This window comes from Streptomyces sp. NPDC034085, assembly GCF_055575555.1.
The window spans coordinates 45,480-65,318 of the sequence record NZ_JBVISL010000001.1; the positions used below are offsets into that span (position 1 = coordinate 45,480).

17 protein-coding genes and 1 riboswitch are annotated in these 19,839 nt (G+C 74.9%); of the genes, 11 read left to right on the plus strand and 6 right to left on the minus strand.

The window, feature by feature from the left end:
• The first annotated feature begins 10 nt into the window (after positions 1–10).
• On the plus strand, positions 11–766 hold the full coding sequence (locus ACZ501_RS00245) for an SDR family oxidoreductase (protein WP_361605931.1): 756 nt from the start codon (positions 11–13) through the stop codon (positions 764–766).
• Positions 767–881: 115 nt separating this feature from the next.
• Here ACZ501_RS00245 and ACZ501_RS00250 read toward each other — a convergent pair whose 3' ends face one another.
• The 3 genes from ACZ501_RS00250 to ACZ501_RS00260 all read right to left on the minus strand — a co-directional run bounded on the left by ACZ501_RS00250 (position 882) and on the right by ACZ501_RS00260 (position 4,042).
• Complete coding sequence (locus ACZ501_RS00250) at positions 882–1,661, minus strand: enoyl-CoA hydratase/isomerase family protein (protein WP_361605934.1); 780 nt, start codon at positions 1,659–1,661, stop codon at positions 882–884.
• Between the two features lie 206 nt (positions 1,662–1,867).
• Positions 1,868–2,089, minus strand: a complete 222-nt coding sequence (locus ACZ501_RS00255) for a helix-turn-helix domain-containing protein (RefSeq protein ID WP_007263382.1) — start codon at positions 2,087–2,089, stop codon at positions 1,868–1,870.
• A gap of 354 nt (positions 2,090–2,443) precedes the next feature.
• Entirely contained in the window at positions 2,444–4,042 is a 1,599-nt protein-coding gene (locus ACZ501_RS00260) for an ABC-F family ATP-binding cassette domain-containing protein (protein ID WP_361609019.1), read from the minus strand.
• A 256-nt stretch (positions 4,043–4,298) separates the two neighbouring features.
• Between ACZ501_RS00260 and ypfJ the strand changes: the two genes are divergently transcribed.
• Positions 4,299–5,189, plus strand: a complete 891-nt coding sequence (gene ypfJ, locus ACZ501_RS00265) for a KPN_02809 family neutral zinc metallopeptidase (protein ID WP_468791353.1) — start codon at positions 4,299–4,301, stop codon at positions 5,187–5,189.
• Positions 5,190–5,249: 60 nt separating this feature from the next.
• On the plus strand, positions 5,250–5,645 hold the full coding sequence (locus tag ACZ501_RS00270; RefSeq protein WP_361609015.1) for a VOC family protein: 396 nt from the start codon (positions 5,250–5,252) through the stop codon (positions 5,643–5,645).
• 71 nt (positions 5,646–5,716) lie between these two features.
• Here ACZ501_RS00270 and ACZ501_RS00275 read toward each other — a convergent pair whose 3' ends face one another.
• The gene (locus tag ACZ501_RS00275; RefSeq protein WP_468791356.1) at positions 5,717–7,132 is read right to left on the minus strand and encodes a hypothetical protein; all 1,416 of its coding nucleotides are present in this window, start codon (positions 7,130–7,132) and stop codon (positions 5,717–5,719) included.
• 141 nt (positions 7,133–7,273) lie between these two features.
• Positions 7,274–8,404 carry an alpha/beta hydrolase family protein gene (locus ACZ501_RS00280; RefSeq protein WP_361609013.1) on the minus strand — a complete coding sequence of 377 codons (1,131 nt, stop codon included), beginning with the start codon at positions 8,402–8,404 and terminating at the stop codon, positions 7,274–7,276.
• A gap of 386 nt (positions 8,405–8,790) precedes the next feature.
• On the opposite strand from ACZ501_RS00280, the gene ACZ501_RS00285 reads away from it, so the two are divergent.
• The 7 genes from ACZ501_RS00285 to ACZ501_RS00315 all read left to right on the plus strand — a co-directional run bounded on the left by ACZ501_RS00285 (position 8,791) and on the right by ACZ501_RS00315 (position 17,428).
• The gene (locus tag ACZ501_RS00285; RefSeq protein ID WP_361609011.1) at positions 8,791–10,065 is read left to right on the plus strand and encodes an inorganic phosphate transporter; all 1,275 of its coding nucleotides are present in this window, start codon (positions 8,791–8,793) and stop codon (positions 10,063–10,065) included.
• Between the two features lie 28 nt (positions 10,066–10,093).
• Complete coding sequence (locus tag ACZ501_RS00290; protein WP_362457933.1) at positions 10,094–10,315, plus strand: hypothetical protein; 222 nt, start codon at positions 10,094–10,096, stop codon at positions 10,313–10,315.
• A gap of 158 nt (positions 10,316–10,473) precedes the next feature.
• A riboswitch (cobalamin riboswitch) is annotated at positions 10,474–10,559 on the plus strand.
• 58 nt (positions 10,560–10,617) lie between these two features.
• Positions 10,618–11,607 (plus strand): cobalamin biosynthesis protein, encoded by a 990-nt coding sequence (locus ACZ501_RS00295; protein WP_361609007.1) that lies wholly within the window; start codon positions 10,618–10,620, stop codon positions 11,605–11,607.
• Positions 11,604–13,124 carry a cobyric acid synthase gene (locus tag ACZ501_RS00300; RefSeq protein ID WP_468791359.1) on the plus strand — a complete coding sequence of 507 codons (1,521 nt, stop codon included), beginning with the start codon at positions 11,604–11,606 and terminating at the stop codon, positions 13,122–13,124. The genes ACZ501_RS00295 and ACZ501_RS00300 overlap by 4 nt, the downstream gene beginning before the upstream one ends.
• A 220-nt stretch (positions 13,125–13,344) precedes the next feature.
• The gene (locus tag ACZ501_RS00305) at positions 13,345–15,465 is read left to right on the plus strand and encodes a putative cobaltochelatase (RefSeq protein WP_468791362.1); all 2,121 of its coding nucleotides are present in this window, start codon (positions 13,345–13,347) and stop codon (positions 15,463–15,465) included.
• Positions 15,465–16,064 (plus strand): cob(I)yrinic acid a,c-diamide adenosyltransferase, encoded by a 600-nt coding sequence (gene cobO, locus ACZ501_RS00310; RefSeq protein WP_361610884.1) that lies wholly within the window; start codon positions 15,465–15,467, stop codon positions 16,062–16,064. Before ACZ501_RS00305 ends, cobO begins: the two co-directional genes overlap by 1 nt.
• 5 nt (positions 16,065–16,069) lie before the next feature.
• Complete coding sequence (locus tag ACZ501_RS00315) at positions 16,070–17,428, plus strand: cobyrinate a,c-diamide synthase (protein WP_362458037.1); 1,359 nt, start codon at positions 16,070–16,072, stop codon at positions 17,426–17,428.
• Positions 17,429–17,448: 20 nt separating this feature from the next.
• Here ACZ501_RS00315 and ACZ501_RS00320 read toward each other — a convergent pair whose 3' ends face one another.
• Complete coding sequence (locus ACZ501_RS00320; protein ID WP_468791365.1) at positions 17,449–18,219, minus strand: ZIP family metal transporter; 771 nt, start codon at positions 18,217–18,219, stop codon at positions 17,449–17,451.
• Positions 18,220–18,335: 116 nt separating this feature from the next.
• Between ACZ501_RS00320 and cobC the strand changes: the two genes are divergently transcribed.
• On the plus strand, positions 18,336–19,745 hold the full coding sequence (cobC, locus tag ACZ501_RS00325; RefSeq protein ID WP_468792626.1) for an Rv2231c family pyridoxal phosphate-dependent protein CobC: 1,410 nt from the start codon (positions 18,336–18,338) through the stop codon (positions 19,743–19,745).
• Positions 19,746–19,839 lie beyond the last annotated feature (94 nt).

The following is a 19,839-nucleotide window of genomic DNA, read 5'->3' on the forward strand; positions in this document are numbered from 1 at the left end:
GTTGTCGGGCATGGATCTTGGACTGAAGGACCGTGTCTACGTCGTCACCGGAGCCACGCGGGGCCTCGGCTTCGCCTCCGCGCGGGAACTCACCGCCGACGGGGCGAAGGTCGTGCTCACCGGCAGGGACGAGAAGCGCGTGGCGGACGCGGCCGCGGAACTCGGCCCCCACGCGCTGGGCGTGGCGGTGGACAACTCCGACCCGCGGGCGGCGGAGCGGCTGGTGGCCACGGCGCGCGAGCGGTTCGGGCGCTTCGACGGCATCCTGATCAGCGTCGGCGGCCCCGCGCCCGGCTTCGCGGCGGACAACACCGACGAGCAGTGGGCGGCGGCGTTCGAGACGGTCTTCCTGGGCGCGGTCCGCCTGGCCCGGACGGCCGCGGCCGAGCTGGGCGAGGGCGGGGTCATCGGCTTCGTGCTGTCGGGCTCGGTCCACGAGCCCATCCCCGGCCTGACCATCTCGAACGGCCTGCGGCCGGGGCTGGCGGGCTTCGCCAAGTCCCTGTCGGTGGAGCTGGGCCCGCGCGGGATCCGCGTGATCGGCCTGCTGCCGGCCCGGATCGACACCGACCGGGTGCGGGAGCTGGACGCGCTGTCCGGCGACGCGGACGCGGCGCGGGCGGGCAACGAGTCCCGCATCCCGCTGCGCCGCTACGGCACCCCGGCGGAGTTCGGCCGCACGGCGGCGTTCCTGCTCTCCCCGGCGGCGTCGTACCTGACGGGCCTGATGCTCCCGGTGGACGGCGGCGCCCGCCACGGCTTCTGACGCCCGGGGCGCCGACGGCGCGGCCCGGCCGCGAGCGGCCCGCTCCGCACCCCTCGCGCCACACGCCGGCGGGTGCCGGAAGGACCGGCCCCGCCGTCGCGCCCGCCCGCCGGCCTCAGTCGGAGAGGCCCGCCAGGTCGCGCAGGCGGCGGGCCTGGGCGGCTCGCTCGGCGGCGCGCTGGTCGTCGTACGTACGGGAGGGGGCGCCGCGCAGCAGCGCCTTGGTCTCGATGACGGCGTCGCGCGGCGGGGCCAGCAGGGCGGTGGTGAGGTCCTGGACGGCGGCGTCCAGCTCGTCGGCCGGGACCACGAGGTTGGCGAGGCCCACCCGCTCGGCCTCCTCGGCGTGCACGAAGCGGCCCGTCGCGCAGATCTCCAGCGCGCGGGCGTAGCCGACCAGGGCGGTCAGCGGCTGGGTGCCGGCCAGGTCCGGGACCAGGCCCAGGCTGGTCTCGCGCATGGCGAACTGCACGTCGTCCGCGACCACGCGCAGGTCGCAGGCGAGCGCCAGCTGGAAGCCGGCGCCGATCGCGTGCCCCTGCACGGCGGCGATGGAGACGACGTCATTGCGGCGCCACCAGGTGAAGGCCTCCTGGTACTCGGCGATGGTGGAGTCGAGCAGTTCGTCCGAACCGCGTGCCAGATCGAGGAATGACGGCTCGCCCTCGAAACCCTCGGGGGTGAAAGCCTGCCGGTCGAGCCCGGCGGAGAAGGACTTGCCCTCCCCGCGCAGCACGACGACCCGGACGGTGCCGGGCAGCGACCGTCCGGCCTCCGCCAACGCCCGCCAGAGCGCGGGGGATTGGGCGTTTCGCTTGGCCGGATTGGTCAGTGTCACCGTGGCGACCGTGTCGTCGATGGTGAGCCGTACGCCATCCTTGTCGAGCAGAGCCATCTGATGCCTCCGGTGTGCAGTCGTGGCCGCGTACCCGGCCTAAGTGACTGCACAGTAACCACCCGGCCGACCGGAGGGCCGACCGGGGGTCACCGAAGGAACCGTGCGTGGAGCAGGACGGAAACAGACAGCATGGATCAGACAGCGTGAAAGAGCACGGAGCTGTCGGGCGGACTTCGGCACCGGCCTCGGCCTGACGGCCAGGGTCAGGCCGCAGCCGCCTTCTTGCCGCGCGTCGCGCCACCGCGACCACGCAGCGTGACTCCGGACTCGCTGAGCATCCGGTGGACGAATCCGTAGGACCGGCCGGTCTCTTCGGCCAGCGCCCGGATACTCGCACCGGAGTCGTACTTCTTCTTCAGGTCTGCCGCGAGCTTGTCGCGCGCGGCGCCGGTCACCCGGCTGCCCTTCTTCAGAGTCTCGGCCACCCGTGCCTCCTCATGGGAAGTGCGCTCTGGACTTCTCATGATCACCCCTCCCCGGCTTCCTGGCCACCCATTCAGCAAGGTCGGTACGACGGCATTTCCCAGCCGGTGGACACCCGAGCAGAACGGAATCTCCTCTTCCGGCGCATGACCTCCGTCACATTTCTCCGTTGCCGAAAGGAATCACCAGGTCAGGGGGCCGGACGCGGAAGACGGCCGGCCCCGGACGCGCGTCCTTGCGGACGCGGCCGGGGCCGATGAACAGGGCGCGAGGGTACGAGACCGTCTCACTCAGATGATGGATCACGTCTGAGCCGAATGATCCATAAGGAACTGGATCAACGCCGCCGCGGACGGTCAGGCGAGGGCGACGAGGTCCCGGTAGTCCGGGCCCCACAGATCCTCGACCCCGTCCGGGAGCAGGATGATCCGCTCGGGCTCCAGGGCCTCCACGGCCCCCTCGTCGTGCGTGACGAGGATGACCGCGCCCTTGTAGGTGCGCAGCGCGCCGAGGATCTCCTCGCGGCTGGCCGGGTCGAGGTTGTTGGTGGGCTCGTCGAGCAGCAGCACGTTGGCCGAGGAGACGACCAGGGTGGCCAGGGCCAGACGGGTCTTCTCGCCGCCGGAGAGCACACCCGCCGGCTTGTCCACGTCGTCGCCGGAGAACAGGAAGGAGCCGAGCGTCTTGCGTACGTCGACCAGGTCCAGGTCGGGCGCGGAGGAGCGCATGTTCTCCAGGACCGTGCGCTCGGGGTCCAGGGTCTCGTGCTCCTGGGCGTAGTAGCCCAGCTTGAGGCCGTGGCCGGGCACGACCGTGCCGGTGTCGGGCTTCTCGGTGCCCGACAGCAGGCGCAGCAGGGTGGTCTTGCCGGCGCCGTTGAGGCCGAGGATGACCACGCGGGAGCCCTTGTCGATGGCCAGGTCGACGTCGGTGAAGATCTCCAGCGACCCGTAGGACTTCGACAGGCCCTCGGCGGTCAGCGGGGTCTTGCCGCAGGGCGCCGGGTCCGGGAAGCGGAGCTTGGCGACCTTGTCGGAGGCGCGGACGGCCTCCAGGCCGGACAGCAGCCGCTCGGCGCGCTTGGCCATGTTCTGCGCGGCGACGGTCTTGGTGGCCTTGGCGCGCATCTTGTCGGCCTGCGAGTTCAGGGCCGCGGCCTTCTTCTCGGCGTTCTGGCGCTCGCGCTTGCGGCGCTTCTCGTCGGCCTCGCGCTGCTGCTGGTAGAGCTTCCAGCCCATGTTGTAGACGTCGATCTGGGAGCGGTTGGCGTCGAGGTAGAAGACCTTGTTGACCACGGTCTCGACCAGGTCGACATCGTGGGAGATCACGATGAAGCCGCCGCGGTAGTTCTTCAGGTAGTCGCGCAGCCAGACGATCGAGTCGGCGTCGAGGTGGTTGGTGGGCTCGTCCAGGAGCAGGGTGTCGGCGTCCGAGAAGAGGATGCGGGCCAGCTCGACGCGGCGGCGCTGGCCGCCGGAGAGGGTGTGCAGGGGCTGGCCGAGGACCCGGTCGGGGAGGCTGAGGGCGGCCGAGATGGTCGCGGCCTCGGACTCGGCGGCGTAACCGCCCTTGGTCAGGAACTCGGTCTCCTGGCGCTCGTACTGCTTCAGGGCCTTCTCACGGGTGGCGCCGGAGCCGGTGGCGATGCGCTCCTCGTTGGCGCGCATCTTCTGGAGGAGCACGTCGAGCCCGCGGGCGGAGAGGATCCGGTCGCGGGCGAGGACGTTGAGGTCGCCGGTGCGCGGGTCCTGCGGGAGGTAGCCGACCTCGCCGGAGCGGGTGATGGTGCCGCCGGCGGGCTGGCCCTCGCCGGCGAGGCACTTGGTGAGGGTGGTCTTGCCCGCTCCGTTGCGGCCGACGAGCCCGATGCGGTCCCCCTTGGCCACACGGAAGGACGCGTTCTCGATGAGGATGCGGGCGCCGGCGCGCAGCTCGATGCCGGTGGCGGTGATCACGGAAATACTCCAGGGCGGTTGGGACGGCGGAAGGGGGGCAGGACGCGCGTTGCTTCGACGCCGCTAATCCGCGAGGAGATTTGCCATGGGATTCATTCTACCGGGGGTGCGCAACCACTTTTCGGGGCCTCCCGTCCCCCGTTCGGCGCACGGACCACGCGGAGCCGCCACGGCGCGTACGAGGATGAACGGGTTGATACTCGCCGCAGGGGCGCCCAGGCGGCCCCGTGGATCTCACCGATAGAGGCGGTGCGGGATGCAGTTCGACGACGACGCCAATCTGGACACCTCCGAGGTCAAGGACGTCCGCGGCAGCCGCGTCCCGGGCGGGAGGGCCACGGTGGGCGGCGGCCTGGTCGGTCTGATCGCACTGGTCCTGGGGTTGATCTTCGGAGTGGGCCCGGAGCAGCTGGGCCTGTCCGACGGGAGCCCGGAGCCCGCGGCCACCGCCTCCTCGGCCGCCCAGGTGCAGCAGACCTGCAGGACCGGGCAGGACGCCAACACCCGCGAGGACTGCCGGCTCGTCGCGGTGGTGAACAGCACCCAGGACTACTGGAGGCAGGAGTTCCAGAAGCGCGGGGGCGCCTACCGCCCGGCGTCGACGGTCTTCTTCGCCGGCCGGGTGAACACGGCCTGCGGGGCGGCCACCAAGGCGGTCGGCCCCTTCTACTGCCCCGGTGACCGGCAGGTCTACCTGGACCTGGGCTTCTTCGACGAGCTGCGCACGACGTTCGGGGCGAGCGGCGGCCCCTTCGCCCAGGCGTACGTCGTCGCCCACGAGTACGGACACCACGTCCAGAACCTGACCGGAACCCTCCAGCGGGCCCAGGACGGCCGGCAGGGCGCGAACAGCAACGCGGTGAAGGTCGAGCTCCAGGCCGACTGCTACGCGGGCGTGTGGGCGCACAACGCCACGAGGACCCCGGACGAGTCCACGGGACGGCCGCTGATCACCAGCCTCACCGACCAGGACATCAGGGACGGGCTGGACGCGGCGGCGGCGGTGGGCGACGACCGGATCCAGGAGAAGTTCCAGGGCCGGGTCACCCCCGAGTCCTGGACGCACGGCTCGGCGGAGCAGCGCCAGCAGTGGTTCTACCAGGGCTACCGCACGGGCGACATGGCCCAGTGCGACACGTTCCGCTGACGGTCGGCGGCGCCTGCCATGCTGTGACGCGGATCACCGTCACGAGAGGGAGTGACCGCCATGGCAGGCGTTCCGTCCATCTGCCCCACGCTGCTCTACCGCGACGCGAAGGCAGCGATCCGCCAGCTCACGGAGGCTTTCGGGTTCACGCAGGTCGCGGTCTACGAGGGCGATGACGGCTCGGTGATGCACGCGGAGCTGGCGTACGGCAACGGCGCGGTGATGCTGGGCAGCAAGGGGCGCGGCGGCGTCTTCGACCGGGCCATGGAGGCCGCCGGACCGGCGGGGGTCTACGTCGTGGTCGGCGACGTCGACGCCCATCACCGCCGGGCGGCCGAACACGGCGTGGAGATCCTGATGGAGCCGACCGACCAGGACTACGGCTCGCGGGACTACATGGCGCGGGACGCCGAGGGCAACGTCTGGAGCTTCGGGACGTACGCGCCGCAGCTGTGACGCCGCGGCGCGGGCGGGCGTACGCCTCCCCGCGCGCCCGCGTACGGCGAGGCGCCGGGTCGGGGGGCGGGTCAGCCGCCGCCGGTGTGGACCTGGAAGGCGGCCCGGCGGACCGCCTTGGCCAGGGCCGGGTCGGGGTGCGCGGCGGCGAGGGCGACCAGCACCTGCACCGTGCGGGGGTGGCCGACCGCGCGGACCTCGTCCAGCAGCCGGGGGACGGTGGTGCGGACGGCGGAGTCGAGGTGCCGGGCGAGCAGGTCGGCCTCGCCGTGGTCGGCGATGGCCGCCGCCGTGTCCACCCAGAGCCAGGTCGACTCCTCGGGGGTGAGCACGTCCTGGGCCTCGTCGGGGTCCACCCCGTCGTGCTCGGCGAGCCAGAGCAGGGCGTACGGCCGCAGCACGGCTTCCCGCAGGGCCGCGCGCACCTCGGGCTCGGCGGGGGCGCCGACCACCCGCAGGGCCTCGAAGGCCAGCCCGCGCAGCAGGGCGTCCTCGCCGCGGGCGGCGTGCAGCAGCTCGCTGACGGCGTGGCCGACGGGGCGGGCGGCGAGCCAGGCCTGGTACTCGGCACGGGCCGGTCCGGGGGTGAGCCGGGCGCAGCCGTGCAGCATGGCGGCGGCCGACTGCTCGATGTTGCCGGCCGGGCTCTGGGCGGCCACGCAGATCTGCTCCAGCTTCACCCACACGGCCCAGCTGCCGAGGGGGGTGAGGGTGGCCCGGGCGGGGCCGAGGGTGACGGCGTCGACGGCGGCGAGGCCGCCCAGGGCCCAGCGCAGCAGCCGGGCGAGCGGGAGCGGTCGGGGTTCGGCGGGGGCGCCGCAGCCGGTGGCGGTCTCCGCGCCGTAGGGGACCTCGCAGCGCTCGTCGCGCAGTTCGGTGACGCGCTGGCCGAGGAGGTCCAGGAGGTCCGGGACGCTCACCGGGCCGGCGGACAGCTGGAGCAGCGACAGCAGTTGCGGCATCGCCTCGACCACCTCGGCGACGGCCGAGGGGGCGATGTCGGCGGGGGCCGGGTGGACGAGGGACCAGGCGTCGAAGAGGGCGACCCAGCCGCGCAGTACGGCGGTGTCGTCCCGGTCCCACGCGCGCAGCCGCCAGCCGGGGCGGGCGTGTCCGCCGTGCACCTCGACGAGGCCGGAGAGGCGGGCGCGGTCCCAGCCGACCTGGATCTGCCCGTGCGTCAGGCCCAGGTCGTCGGCGGCGCGTTCGACGTCGGCCGCGGGCAGGGCGCCCGCGGGGGCGGGGCGGCCGCCGTCGCCCGCGCCGAGGTGCAGCTCGGCCCAGCGGGCGAGCCGTACCGCGTCGGCGAGGGAGGTGCGGGCGCGGTTCGCCAGGTCCGCCCTGGCGGGGGTGCCCGCCGGGGGCCGGGTGGCCGGCCGGGTTCGCCGGTCGGTCACCGCCTTGCGCGCCGTGGCGACGGAGCGCTGGGAGACGAGTCGGAGTCTGGAGTCGCGAGCCAACTGCTCATCAGGCTTTCGGGACGTCACGGAAGCAGTCTCGCCCGTCACTGGCCGAAAGCCCAAACGGAACCGGTCGTTTCCACAGGTCACGGGCCGGATGAACCGGGAGGAATCCCCCATGCCGTCCCGTCCGCCCCAGGCCCTTCACCCTCCGCGCCGCATCGCACCTCACATGAGGGGGACGAGGAAGCGGCGCAGCGCCTCCTCGTACCGGAGCGGGTCGGCGTTCCACATCGCCCCGTGCCCCGCGTCCATGACGGTGTGCAGGGTGACCAGGTCGGGCCGGGCGGCGGCGAGCCGGCGGGAGGGCTCCCAGGGGGCGATGGTGTCGGCGGGCCCGTGGAAGAGCAGGACGGGGACGCTCAGCGCGCCGGGGTCCGCGGCGGGGGCCCGGTGGTCGGCGCGCAGCCCGGCGCGGCCCTCGGCGGCGCGGACCGCGAGCGGGAGCAGCGGGGCGGGGGTGCGGCGGGCGGCGGCGAGCGCGCGCAGGGTGGTGTGCCAGTCCAGGACGGGCGAGTCGAGGACGACCCCGGAGATCCGCCCGGCCAGGGCGGAGCGCTCGACGGCGCGCAGGGCCATGGTGGCTCCGGTGGACCAGCCGTACAGCACCACGCGGCGGGCCCCGTAGCGCAGGGCGTAGCGGATGGCGGCGTCCAGGTCGCGCCACTCGGACTCGCCGAGGTGGCCGAGGCCGTCGGGGGAGGCGGGGGCGCCGAGGTCGCCGCGGTAGGCGAGGTCGAGCACGGGGAGGCGGTGGCCGTGCAGGAAGGGCATGACCGCCATCGGGTGCTCCCGGGTGGTGCCGAGCCCGTGGACGGTGATCACCCAGGTGCCCCGGGCGCCGGGCAGGAACCAGGCGGGGAGCGGGCCGAGCTCCCCGGGGACGTCCACGTCGGCGTGGTCCAGCCCGAGGGCGGTACGGGGGTTGCCCCGGTGCACCTGGGGGGTGAGGGCGACCCGCATGCCGGGGGTCAGGCTGCCGTGGGTGACGGCGAGCAGGCGGCGTACGACGGTGTCGGGGGCGTGCGGGACGCCGGTGAGGACGGAGCCGACCACGGCGTGCACCCCGGGCGCCTCCAGTCCGTGGACGCCGGGGCGCAGGGAGGCCAGCGAGCGGGTGAGGGCGATCCGGCCGGGAGCGGTGGAGTGGACGCTCAGCGGGGGGCCGCCGGGCAGGGGGCGGCCGGGTTCGGGCCGCAGGGCGGCGTCGGCGGCGTACCGGCCGGCCGCGACCGCGGCTGCTCCGGCACCGATCAGGGTCGTGGTGACGGCCGCTGCCGTCGCTGTGGCGGTACGCACCGTTCCAGTCTCGGGGCGGGGCGGCCGGCGGGCCACCGGAGGAGATCATTCCGGTCAGGAGGCCCGCGTCGGCGGGCGCGGGCCGCGCCGGTCGCGGGGGTGCCGCCCGCGAGCTCCGCGAGCGGAATGCGGGGCGGCCTCAAGTGGAGTGATCTAGCTCTCCTCCGGGCGTCCGGAGGGGGATCCCGCAGGACCGCGGAGCCTGCCGGAAGGGTCCGTTCACCCCGCTTTGACGTGCATGAACCGGGATAACTACAAAAGAACCGGGCGAATGACCCGATCGTGTGGCGCGTGAGGACACCGTGTCGCCCGAGTCAGTTCATCTTCCGTTCACCCAGGTTGCCTACGGTCGCCGTGCCACTGACGCCAAACAGAAGCCTGGGTAAATGGAGCACATAACGCTTCTCCTCGGGATCGTGATCATCACCGCTCTCGTGTTCGACTTCACGAACGGTTTCCACGACACAGCCAACGCGATGGCGACCACCATCTCGACCGGCGCCCTCAAGCCCAAGACGGCGGTGGCCATGTCCGCCGTGCTCAACCTCGTCGGCGCGTTCATGTCCGTGGAGGTCGCCAAGACGATCTCCAAGGGCCTGGTCAACGAGGAGGGCATCCAGCCCGAGGTGATCTTCGCCGCCCTGGTCGGCGCGATCCTCTGGAACCTCGTCACCTGGCTGGTCGGCCTCCCCTCCAGCTCCTCCCACGCTCTGATGGGCGGCCTGATCGGTGCGGCCGTCGCCTCCGCCGGCCTCGGCGCGGTCAACGGCAGCGTCGTCGTCACCAAGGTGCTGATCCCCGCCGTCGCCGCCCCGATCGTGGCCGGTGCGGCCGCGATGCTGGCCGCGAAGGTCACGTACAAGCTGAACGGCAAGGTCGGCGAGAAGACCTCCGCCAAGGGCTACAAGGCCGGCCAGATCGCCTCCGCCGGCCTGGTCTCCCTCGCCCACGGCACCAACGACGCGCAGAAGACGATGGGCATCATCACCCTGGCCCTGGTCGCCGGCGGCGCGCTCGCGCCCGGCTCCAACCCGCCGGTCTGGGTCATCGTCTCCGCCGGCCTGGCCATCGCCATGGGCACCTACCTGGGCGGCTGGCGCATCATCCGCACCATGGGCAGCGGCCTCACCGACCTCCAGCCGCAGCAGGGCTTCGCCGCCCAGACCTCGGCCGCCAGCGTCATCCTGGCCTCCTCGAACCTCGGCTTCTCCCTCTCCACCACGCACGCCTGCTCCGGCGCCGTCATGGGCGCGGGCCTGGGCCGCAAGGGCGGCGTGGTCCGCTGGTCCACCGCCACCCGCATGTTCGTCGCGTGGGGCCTGACCCTGCCGGCCGCCGCCCTCGTCGCCTCCGGCGCCGAGCTGGTCATGCGCACCGGTGACGTCGGCGTCGCCGCCGTCGCGGCCTTCCTGGTCGCCTCCTGCGCCGCCATCTGGGTGATCTCCCGCCGCCAGGTCGTCGACCACACCAACGTCAACGAAGCGGCCGCGGCCTCCTCCGCGGGCGAGCAGCCCGGCGTGGTCACCACCGCCATGGCCGCCGTCGCCGTCCCGCCGGTCGCGGGCACCACCGCCGCGGTGACCGACGAGGACCTCAGGGCCACCATCCCGGCCGTGACGGCCACCCCGGCGACCCCCGCGGCCCCGGCCGCAGCGGTCTGACCCCGAGAACGACAGAGGAAACGGCAGTATGAAGATCGACTGGGCAGCACTCGGCTCCGTCTTCGGGGTCAGCCTCTCCGCCACCGTCGCCCTCGTGGCCCTCTTCTCCCTGGGCCTGGTGGGCCTGTCCAAGCACGAGGCCGCCACCGAGCGGGGCGGGGCCGCGACCATGGCCCGCAGCGGCGCCTACGCCTGCTTCGCGCTCTGCGCCGCGGCCGTCGCCTACGGGATCTACCTGATCGTCAGCTGACACCGGCGCACCGCGTACGAAAGCTCCCTCCGGGTCCACCGGAGGGAGCTTTCGCGTGCCCGCGCCCTTTCCCGGCCCTCCGTCCCGCCAGGTCAACGGCAAGTTGACGGGCGTTCGCGGGGCGTGGTGGACTGCCCGAGCCAACACGGCGGCATGGAGAGGAAGTCCGGTGCGAATCCGGCGCGGTCCCGCCACTGTCACCGGGGAGCGCACGCGGCGCGTGCGTCCCGGGAGCCAGGAACTCTCGCCGCCGGACACGTCGAACCAGGGCGCGGACCCTGAGTGAGGACATACCTGCCACCATGCGTGCCGACCGCGTCTTCGCGTACGGCGTCACGGCGGGCCTGATCGGCGACCGGATCCTCGGGGATCCGCGCCGGGGGCACCCCGTGGCCGCCTTCGGACGAGCCGCCGCCGCCGTCGAGGGCGCCCTGTGGCGCGACGACCGCGCCCGGGGCCTCCTGCACACCCTCGTCTGCGCGGGCGGCGCCGCCGCCGTCGGTGCGCTGGGCGCGCGCGCCGTGCGCTCCCGGCCCGCGGCCGCCCGTGTCGCCCTGACCGCCGCGGCCACCTGGGCCGTGGTCGGCGGCACCTCGCTCGGCCGGGAGGCCCGCGCCATCGGCGGAGCGCTCGCCGCCGGGGACGCGGAGGTGGCCCGGGAGCGGCTTCCGCACCTGTGCGGGCGGGACCCCCAGGCGCTGGACGAACAGCAGATGGCCCGAGCGGTCGTGGAGTCCGTCGCGGAGAACACCTCCGACGCGGTGGTCGGGGCCCTGGTGTGGGGCGCCGTCGCCGGGGTGCCCGGGCTGCTGGCCTTCCGCGCCGTGAACACCCTGGACGCCATGGTGGGCCACAAGTCGCCCCGCTACCTGCGCTACGGCTGGGCCTCCGCCCGGCTGGACGACGTGGCGGGCTGGCCCGGAGCCCGGCTGACGGCCCTCGCCGCCGTGGCGGCCGGTCCCGACCGGCGGGGAGCCGTACGGGCCTGGCGCGCGGACGCCGCCGCCCATCCCAGCCCCAACGCCGGCCCGGTGGAGGCCTCCTTCGCGGGTGCGCTCGGCGTCCGCCTGGGCGGGACCCTCGCCTACGGCGGCCGGGTCGAGCACCGGGCGGTACTGAACGGAGCCACCGGACGGCCGGTGGAGGTGGCCGACATCGAGCGGGCCGTACGGCTGTCGCGGCGGGTGACCTGGCTGGCGCTGGGGGCGTGCGTCGCGGCCCGGACGCTGGCCGCACGGACAGTGGCGGCACGAGGACGCGGGGGACGCCGCGTGAGGAGGGCGGGGGCATGAGCGGCGCGAAGCGCGGCGGCGGACTGCTGGTCGCGGGTACGACGTCGGACGCGGGCAAGAGCGTGGTCACGGCGGGCATCTGCCGCTGGCTGGCCCGCCAGGGCGTGAAGGTGGCCCCGTTCAAGGCCCAGAACATGTCGCTGAACTCGTTCGTGACGCGGGAGGGCGCCGAGATCGGTCGCGCCCAGGCCATGCAGGCCCAGGCGGCCCGGGTGGAGCCGACCGCGCTGATGAACCCCGTACTGCTCAAGCCGGGCGGCGACCGCAGCAGCCAGGTGGTGCTGCTGGGCAGGCCGGTGGGCGAGATGAGCGCCCGCGGCTACCACGGCGGACGCCAGGAGCAGCTCCTCGGGATCGTCACGGACTGCCTGGAACAGCTGCGGGGCACGTATGACGCCGTGATCTGCGAGGGGGCGGGCAGTCCGGCCGAGATCAACCTGCGCCGGACCGACATCGTGAACATGGGCATCGCGCGGGCCGCGCGGTTCCCCGTGGTCGTGGTCGGCGACATCGACCGGGGCGGCGTCTTCGCCTCCTTCTTCGGGACGACTGCGCTGCTCTCCCCCGAGGACCAGTCGCTGATAGCCGGGTACATGGTCAACAAGTTCCGCGGCGACGTGTCGCTGCTGGAGCCCGGCATGGAGATGCTGCGCGGCCTGACCGGGCGGGCGACGTACGGGGTGCTGCCCTTCCGGCACGGGCTGGGCATCGACGAGGAGGACGGCCTGCGGGTCTCCCTGCGGGGTGCGGTACGGGAGTCCGTGGTCGCCCCGCCGGTCGGCGAGGACGTGCTGCGGGTCGCGGTGTGCGCGGTGCCGCTGATGTCGAACTTCACCGACGTGGACGCGCTGGCGGCGGAGCCGGGCGTGGTCGTGCGGTTCGTGGACCGGGCCGAGGAGCTGGCCGACGCCGACCTGGTCGTCGTACCGGGCACGCGCGGCACGGTGAAGGCCCTGGAGTGGCTGCGCGAGCGCGGGCTCGCGGCCTCGCTGGCGCGGCGGGCCGCCGAGGGGCGTCCGGTGCTGGGCATCTGCGGCGGCTTCCAGGCGCTGGGCGAACACATCGAGGACGAGGTCGAGTCCAAGGCGGGCTCCGTGGCGGGGCTCGGACTGCTGCCGGTGCGGGTGCGCTTCGCGGCGGACAAGACACTGGCCCGGCCGACGGGTACCGCCCTCGGCGAGCCGGTGGAGGGGTACGAGATCCACCACGGGGTCGCCGAGGTGCTGGGCGGGGAGCCGTTCCTCGACGGGTGCCGGGTCGGGTCCGTGTGGGGCACCCACTGGCACGGCTCCCTGGAGTCGGACGGCTTCCGCCGGGCGTTCCTGCGGGAGGTCGCCGCGGCTGCCGGGCGCCGCTTCGTCCCGGCCCCGGACACGTCCTTCGCCGCGCTGCGGGAGGAACAGCTGGACGTGCTGGGCGACCTGATCGCCGAACACGCCGACACGGAAGCGCTGCTCCGGCTGATCGAGTCCGGCGCCCCGGCGGGCCTCCCGTTCCTCCCCCCGGGCGCGCCGTGAGCGCGGCGGCCCTGCGGGGCTGTTCCCCTACCCGCCCTTCCCCCGTTCCCAGGGGCTCCGCCCCTGACCCCGGTCCTCGAACGCCGGACGGGCTGGACGTTCGGCCCCGCCGGCGTTCGAGGCGCGGGGGTCCGGGGGCGGAGCCCCCCGGGGAACGGGCGCACCCCACTCGTCACAGCCCGTGCCCGCGTATCCGTACCCACGAAGGAGGGGCAACCGTATGAGCACGCCCTACCCGTTCACGGCCGTGGTCGGCCAGACCGACCTGCGCCTCGCGCTGCTGCTCAACGCCGTGAGCCCGGCGGTCGGCGGCGTGCTCGTGCGCGGGGAGAAGGGGACCGCCAAGTCCACCGCCGTGCGCGCGCTGTCCGCGCTGCTGCCGCAGGTGGACGTCGTCCCCGGCTGCCGTTTCTCGTGCGCGCCGGCCGCGCCCGATCCGGCGTGCCCCGACGGTCCCCACGAGCCCGGGGCCACCGCCGCCCGCCCCGCCCGCATGGTCGAGCTGCCCGTCGGCGCCTCCGAGGACCGGCTCGTCGGTGCCCTCGACATCGAGCGGGCCCTCGCGGAGGGCGTGAAGGCCTTCGAGCCGGGGCTGCTCGCCGACGCGCACCGCGGCATCCTGTACGTCGACGAGGTCAACCTGCTCCACGACCACCTCATCGACCTGCTCCTGGACGCCGCCGCCATGGGCGCCTCCTACGTGGAGCGCGAGGGCGTCTCCGTACGGCACGCCGCCCGCTTCCTGCTCGTCGGCACGATGAACCCGGAGGAGGGCGAGCTGCGCCCGCAGCTCCTGGACCGGTTCGGGCTGACCGTCGAGGTCGCGGCCTCCCGGGAGCCCGAGCAGCGGGTCGAGGTGGTGCGCCGCCGACTCGCGTACGAGGACGATCCCGCCGGATTCGCCGCCCGCTGGGCCGGGGACGAGCACGAGGTGCGCGCCCGGGTCGTGGCCGCCCGGGCGCTGCTCCCGCAGGTCCGGCTCGGGGACACCGCGCTGCTCCAGATCGCCGCCACCTGCGCCGGGTTCGAGGTCGACGGCATGCGCGCCGACATCGTGATGGCCCGTACCGCGACGGCGCTGGCGGCCTGGGCCGGGCGGACCTCCGTGCGCAAGGAGGACGTCCGGCAGGCCGCCCTGCTGGCCCTCCCCCACCGGCGCCGGCGCAACCCGTTCGACGCGCCCGGGCTGGACGAGGACAAGCTGGACGAGATCCTGGACCGGTTCCCCGACGAGGAGCCGGAGCCCGAGCCGGACCCGGAGCCCGAAGGCCCGGACGACGGCGGCGGCCCGGACGGCGGCCCCGACGGCGGCCCGGACGGGGACGGCGGCGGGGTGCCCCCGCAGGGCGGGCCCGAGACCGGCCACGCCCCCGACGCGCCCGAGGAGACGGCCGCCACGGAAGCCGAGGCCCCCGAGCCGCAGCCCTCCGCCCCGCAGGCCGGCTCCGGCGGCGGCGCCGAGCAGGCCGCCGTACGGGCCGCCGAGCCGTTCCGCACCAAGATGCTCAGCGTGCCCGGCCTCGGCGAGGGCGCGGCCGGGCGGCGCTCGCGCGCCCGCACCGCGCACGGCCGCACCACCGGCGCCCAGCGTCCCCGCGGCCAGCTGACGAAGCTGCACCTGGCGGCCACCGTGCACGCCGCCGCCCCGCACCAGAAGGCGCGCGGACGCGCCGGACGCGGCCTCGTCGTGCGCAAGGACGACCTGCGCCAGGCCACCCGGGAGGGCCGCGAGGGCAACCTCGTGCTCTTCGTCGTGGACGCCTCCGGCTCGATGGCCGCCCGGCAGCGCATGGGCGCGGTCAAGGGCGCGGTGCTCTCGCTGCTGCTGGACGCCTACCAGCGCCGGGACAAGGTCGGCCTGATCACCTTCCGCGGCTCCGGCGCCGAACTCGCGCTGCCGCCCACCTCGTCGGTGGACGCGGCCGCCGCCCGGCTGGAGCGGCTGCCCACCGGCGGCCGCACCCCGCTGGCGTCGGGGCTGCTCAAGGCCCACGAGGTCCTGCGCATCGAGCGGTTGCGGGACCCCTCGCGCCGGCCGCTGCTGGTGGTCGTCACCGACGGGCGGGCCACCTCGGCGGGGGCCGTCGGCGGCGACCCGCGCGAACTGGCGGGGCGCAGCGCCCGGCTGCTGGCCGCCGCGGGGACCGCCTCGGTGGTCGTGGACTGCGAGTCCGGGCCGGTCCGGCTGGGGCTGGCGGGGGCGCTGGCCGCCGATCTGGGCGGGCCCGCCGTGACCCTCGACGGGCTGCGGGCCGACTCACTGGCCGGGCTCGTGAAGAACGTACGCAGCGCAGTGACCGACACTGCGCTGTCCAACAGCGCCACCAGGAGGGCCGCGTAATGCCGCAGGGACAGCCGACCGTCGTACCGGACGACGGACTCACGACGCGTCAGCGCCGCAACCGTCCGCTCGTCTTCGTCCACACCGGCCCGGGCAAGGGCAAGTCGACGGCCGCCTTCGGGCTGGCGCTGCGCGCCTGGAACCAGGGCTGGCCGATCGGGGTGTTCCAGTTCGTGAAGTCGGCCAAGTGGAAGGTCGGCGAGGAGAACGCGCTCAAGGTGCTGGGCGCCTCCGGCGAGGGCGGCCCGGTCGTCTGGCACAAGATGGGCGAGGGCTGGTCCTGGGTCCAGCGGGACGCGCAGCTCGACAACGAGCAGGCGGCCAAGGAGGGCTGGGAGCAGGTCAAGCGCGATCTGGCGGCCGAGACGCACCGGCTGTACGTGCTCGACGAGTTCGCGTACCCGCTGCACTGGGGCTGGATCGACGTGGACGAGGTGATCGAGGTGCTGCGGGACCGCCCCGGCACCCAGCACGTGGTCATCACCGGCCGCAACGCCCCGCAGAAGCTCGTGGAGTTCGCGGACCTCGTCACCGAGATGACCAAGGTCAAGCACCCCATGGACGCCGGCCAGAAGGGCCAGAAGGGCATCGAGTGGTGACGTCCGTGAACGTGCCCCGGCTGGTCATCGCCGCGCCGTCCTCCGGCAGCGGCAAGACCACCGTGGCGACGGGCCTGATGGCGGCCTTCGCGGAGCGCGGCCTCGCCGTGTCCCCGCACAAGGCCGGGCCCGACTACATCGACCCCGGGTACCACGCGCTGGCCACGGGCCGGCCGGGCCGCAACCTGGACGCCTTCATGTGCGGGCCGGAGCTGGTCGGCCCGCTGTTCGCGCACGGCTCCGCCGGGTGCGACCTCGCGGTGGTCGAGGGCGTGATGGGGCTCTACGACGGGGCCGCCGGGCGCGGGGAGCTGGCGTCGACGGCGCAGGTGGCGAAGCTGCTGCGGGCGCCGGTGGTGCTGGTGGTGGACGCCTCCTCGCAGTCGCGGTCGGTGGCGGCGCTGGTGCACGGCTTCGCCTCGTTCGACCCGCAGGTGCGGCTCGGCGGGGTGATCCTCAACAAGGTGGGCTCCGACCGGCACGAGGTGATGCTGCGGGAGGCTCTGGAGGAGGCCGGGATGCCGGTCCTCGGTGTGATGCGGCGGGCCCCGCAGGTGGCGACGCCGTCCCGGCACCTGGGGCTGGTCCCGGTGGCCGAGCGGCGGGCCGACGCCCTCGCGGCGGTGGCGGCGCTGGCCGGGCAGGTGCGGGCGGGCTGCGACCTGGACGCGCTGATGGCCCTGGCGCGGACGGCTCCGGCGCTGGACTGCGCGCCGTGGTCGCCGGCGCCCGCGGAGCCGGCCGTCCCGGGAGGTCGGCGTCCGGTGGTCGCCGTCGCCGGCGGGGCCGCGTTCACGTTCTCGTACGCCGAGCACGCGGAGCTGCTGACGGCCGCCGGAGCCGAGGTGGTCACCTTCGACCCGCTCCGGGACGAGGCCCTCCCCGAGGGGACCGCCGGACTGGTGATAGGCGGCGGGTTCCCCGAGGTGTACGCGCCCGAGCTGTCGGCGAACGAGCCGCTGCGGGCGGCCGTCGCGGACTTCGCCGCCGCCGGCGGGCCGGTCGCCGCCGAGTGCGCCGGGCTGCTGTACCTGGCCCGGTCCCTCGACGGGAAGCCCATGTGTGGGGTGCTCGACGCCGACGCGCGGATGTCGGAGCGGCTCACGCTCGGCTACCGGGAGGCGGTGGCGGTCTCCGACAGCGCCCTGGCCGTCGCCGGGACGCGGATGCGGGGGCACGAGTTCCACCGGACGGTGACCGAGCCCGGCGCCGGGGACGCGCCGGCGTGGGGGTTCGTCCATCCCGAACGCCGCGTCGAGGGCTTCGTACGGCAGGGCGTGCACGCCAGCTACCTGCACACCCACTGGGCGGCGGAGCCGTCGGTCGCCCGGCGCTTCACGCGGGCGGCGGCAGCGTACCGGTGACCCGCTCCCCCGGCCCGGGGTCAGTCCGCGAGGCCGACCACCAGCCAGATCCCGGCCACCCCGCCCACCGTGCACAGCAGCGTGGACAGGGCGGGGTGCCTGTGGTGCGCCTCGGGAAGGATCTCGGCGGCCGCCAGGTAGAGCAGGGCGCCGCCGAAGAATCCGAGGTACGCCCCGAGCGGTTCCTCCGGAAGGGTGAACAGCAAGGTGGACGCGGCGCCCACGACCGGCGCCACGGCGTCCGCGAAGAGCATCATCAGGGCCCTGCGGCGGGCGTTCCCGTACAGGCGGGTGAGCGTGTACGTGTTGAACCCGTCGGCGAAGTCGTGGGTGACGACCGCCAGGGCGACGGCCGCGCCCATGCCGCCGCCGACCTGGAAGGCCGCGCCGAGCGCCACCCCGTCGGCCACGCTGTGGCCGACCATCGCGGCGGCCGCCGTGAGCCCGACCTGGGGGACGCGGCCGCCGCCGGGGCCGTGGCCGTGGCCGTCCGGGGTGGTCGCCGCGCCGTTGTTCGCCGCGCCGTGCGCGGCCTGGCGCACGGCGAGCAGGCGTTCCACCACGTGGGCGACCAGGAAGCCGCCCACGAAGAGCAGCAGGGCCAGCGGGACGCCGAACACCTCGCCGCCGGCCGCGTGCATCGCCTCCGGCAGCAGGTCGAGACCGACCACGCCGAGCATCAGCCCGCCGGCCAGGCCGAGCACCAGGTGGCGGCGGTCGGTGACGCGTTGCGCCGTCCAGCCGCCCGCCAGCGTCATCAGGAACGCGCCCAGAGCCACGATCACCGCCATGTGCCCCTGGATACCGACTGGCGGCCCGGTGCGCACTTCCGCGCGCGGGCGGCGGACGACACGGTGTTGACGACGGACCGAGGAAAGAAGGGGGACTGATCCCGGTGGGTGAGTACGTGACGCGGCTGGTGGTCGGGGTCGGCGGGCGGGCGGGGGTCTCCGTCGCGGAGGTCTGCGCGCTGGTCGAGGAGACGCTGCGGGGGGCCGGGCTGGCCACGGGGGCGGTGACGGCGCTGGCCACGGTGGAGGCGAAGGTGCGGGAGCCGGGGATCGCGGGGGCGGCGGAACGTTTCGGCGTGCCGCTGGTCGGCTATCCCGCCGAGGAGCTCGCGCGGATCGCGGTCCCGCACCCCTCCTCCGCGGTGTGGGACGCCTCCGGGACGGCCTCGGTGGCGGAGGCCGCGGCGCTGGCGGGCGGCGGAGAGCTCCTCGTGCCGAAGCGCCGGTCGGTGGCGGCGACGTGCGCGGTGGCCACCGCCGAGGAGCACGACCTGCGCCACCACGGGGACGCGGAGGTGGCGGACGCGGGCGGCGCGCTGGTGGACCTCGCGGTGAACGTCCGCTCGGACACGCCGCCCCAGTGGCTCAAGGAGCGGATCGCGTCCTGCCTCGGGGACCTCGCGGCGTACCCGGACGGGCGGGCGGCGCGGGCGGCGGTGGCGGCGCGGCACGGGGTACCTGCCGAACGGGTGCTGTTGACGGCGGGGGCGGCCGAGGCGTTCGTCCTGATCGCCCGGGCCCTGGGCGCCGTACGGCCGGTCGTGGTGCACCCGCAGTTCACGGAGCCGGAGGCAGCGCTGCGGGACGCGGGGCACCGGGTGGAGCGGGTGGTCCTGCGGCCCGAGGACGGCTTCCGGCTGGACCCGGCGGCGGTGCCGGAGGAAGCCGACCTGGTGGTCGTCGGCAACCCGACCAACCCGACGTCCGTCCTGCACCCGGCGCGGGCGCTGGCCGCGCTGGCCCGGCCGGGGCGGATCCTGGTGGTGGACGAGGCGTTCATGGACGCGGTCCCGGGCGAACGGGAAGCGCTGGCCGGGCGGATGGACGTGCCGGGGCTGGTGGTGCTGCGGAGCCTGACGAAGACCTGGGGGCTGGCGGGGCTGCGGATCGGGTACGTCCTGGCGGAGCCGGAGGTCATCGCGAAGCTGGCCGCCGCGCAGCCGCTGTGGCCGGTGTCGACGCCGGCGCTGGTCGCGGCGCAGGCGTGCGTGTCGCCGCGGGCGCTGGCCGAGGCGGAGGCCGCGGCGCGGCAGATCGCGGTGGACCGGGAGCACCTGCTGGCGGGGCTGGCGGAGTTCGAGGAGGTGACGGTGTCGGGGGTGGCCGAGGGCCCGTTCGTCCTGATCCGGATCCCCGGCGCGGCGGAGGTCCGCACCCGGCTGCGCGCGCTGGGCTTCGCGGTCCGGCGGGGCGACACCTTCCCGGGGCTGGACGCGACCTGGCTCCGCCTGGCGGTCCGCGACCGGGCGACGACGGGAAGCCTGCTCCAGGCACTGGACCACGCCCTTGCGCTGGCCGCGCGGTAGGGGTCCCGCCGCTGCCCGGCGAGGCGGCTGCCGGCGTCCCGGCGGGGCGGGGCCGGGGGCGGGGTGGCTGCGCGTCGGCCGGGGGCGGGGGCGC

What these genes read in the sequence shown, in the direction of transcription:
- ACZ501_RS00300 (WP_468791359.1), top strand. Translation starts at nt 11,604, where the DNA reads ATGAGCGGCGCGAAGCGCGGCGGCGGACTGCTGGTCGCGGGTACGACG.
- cobO (WP_361610884.1), top strand. Translation starts at nt 15,465, where the DNA reads ATGCCGCAGGGACAGCCGACCGTCGTACCGGACGACGGACTCACGACG.
- ACZ501_RS00290 (WP_362457933.1), top strand. Translation starts at nt 10,094, where the DNA reads ATGAAGATCGACTGGGCAGCACTCGGCTCCGTCTTCGGGGTCAGCCTC.
- ACZ501_RS00305 (WP_468791362.1), top strand. Translation starts at nt 13,345, where the DNA reads ATGAGCACGCCCTACCCGTTCACGGCCGTGGTCGGCCAGACCGACCTG.
- ACZ501_RS00295 (WP_361609007.1), top strand. Translation starts at nt 10,618, where the DNA reads ATGCGTGCCGACCGCGTCTTCGCGTACGGCGTCACGGCGGGCCTGATC.
- ACZ501_RS00250 (WP_361605934.1), bottom strand. Translation starts at nt 1,661, where the DNA reads ATGGCTCTGCTCGACAAGGATGGCGTACGGCTCACCATCGACGACACG.
- ACZ501_RS00285 (WP_361609011.1), top strand. Translation starts at nt 8,791, where the DNA reads ATGGAGCACATAACGCTTCTCCTCGGGATCGTGATCATCACCGCTCTC.
- ACZ501_RS00245 (WP_361605931.1), top strand. Translation starts at nt 11, where the DNA reads ATGGATCTTGGACTGAAGGACCGTGTCTACGTCGTCACCGGAGCCACG.
- ypfJ (WP_468791353.1), top strand. Translation starts at nt 4,299, where the DNA reads ATGCAGTTCGACGACGACGCCAATCTGGACACCTCCGAGGTCAAGGAC.
- ACZ501_RS00270 (WP_361609015.1), top strand. Translation starts at nt 5,250, where the DNA reads ATGGCAGGCGTTCCGTCCATCTGCCCCACGCTGCTCTACCGCGACGCG.
- ACZ501_RS00320 (WP_468791365.1), bottom strand. Translation starts at nt 18,219, where the DNA reads ATGGCGGTGATCGTGGCTCTGGGCGCGTTCCTGATGACGCTGGCGGGC.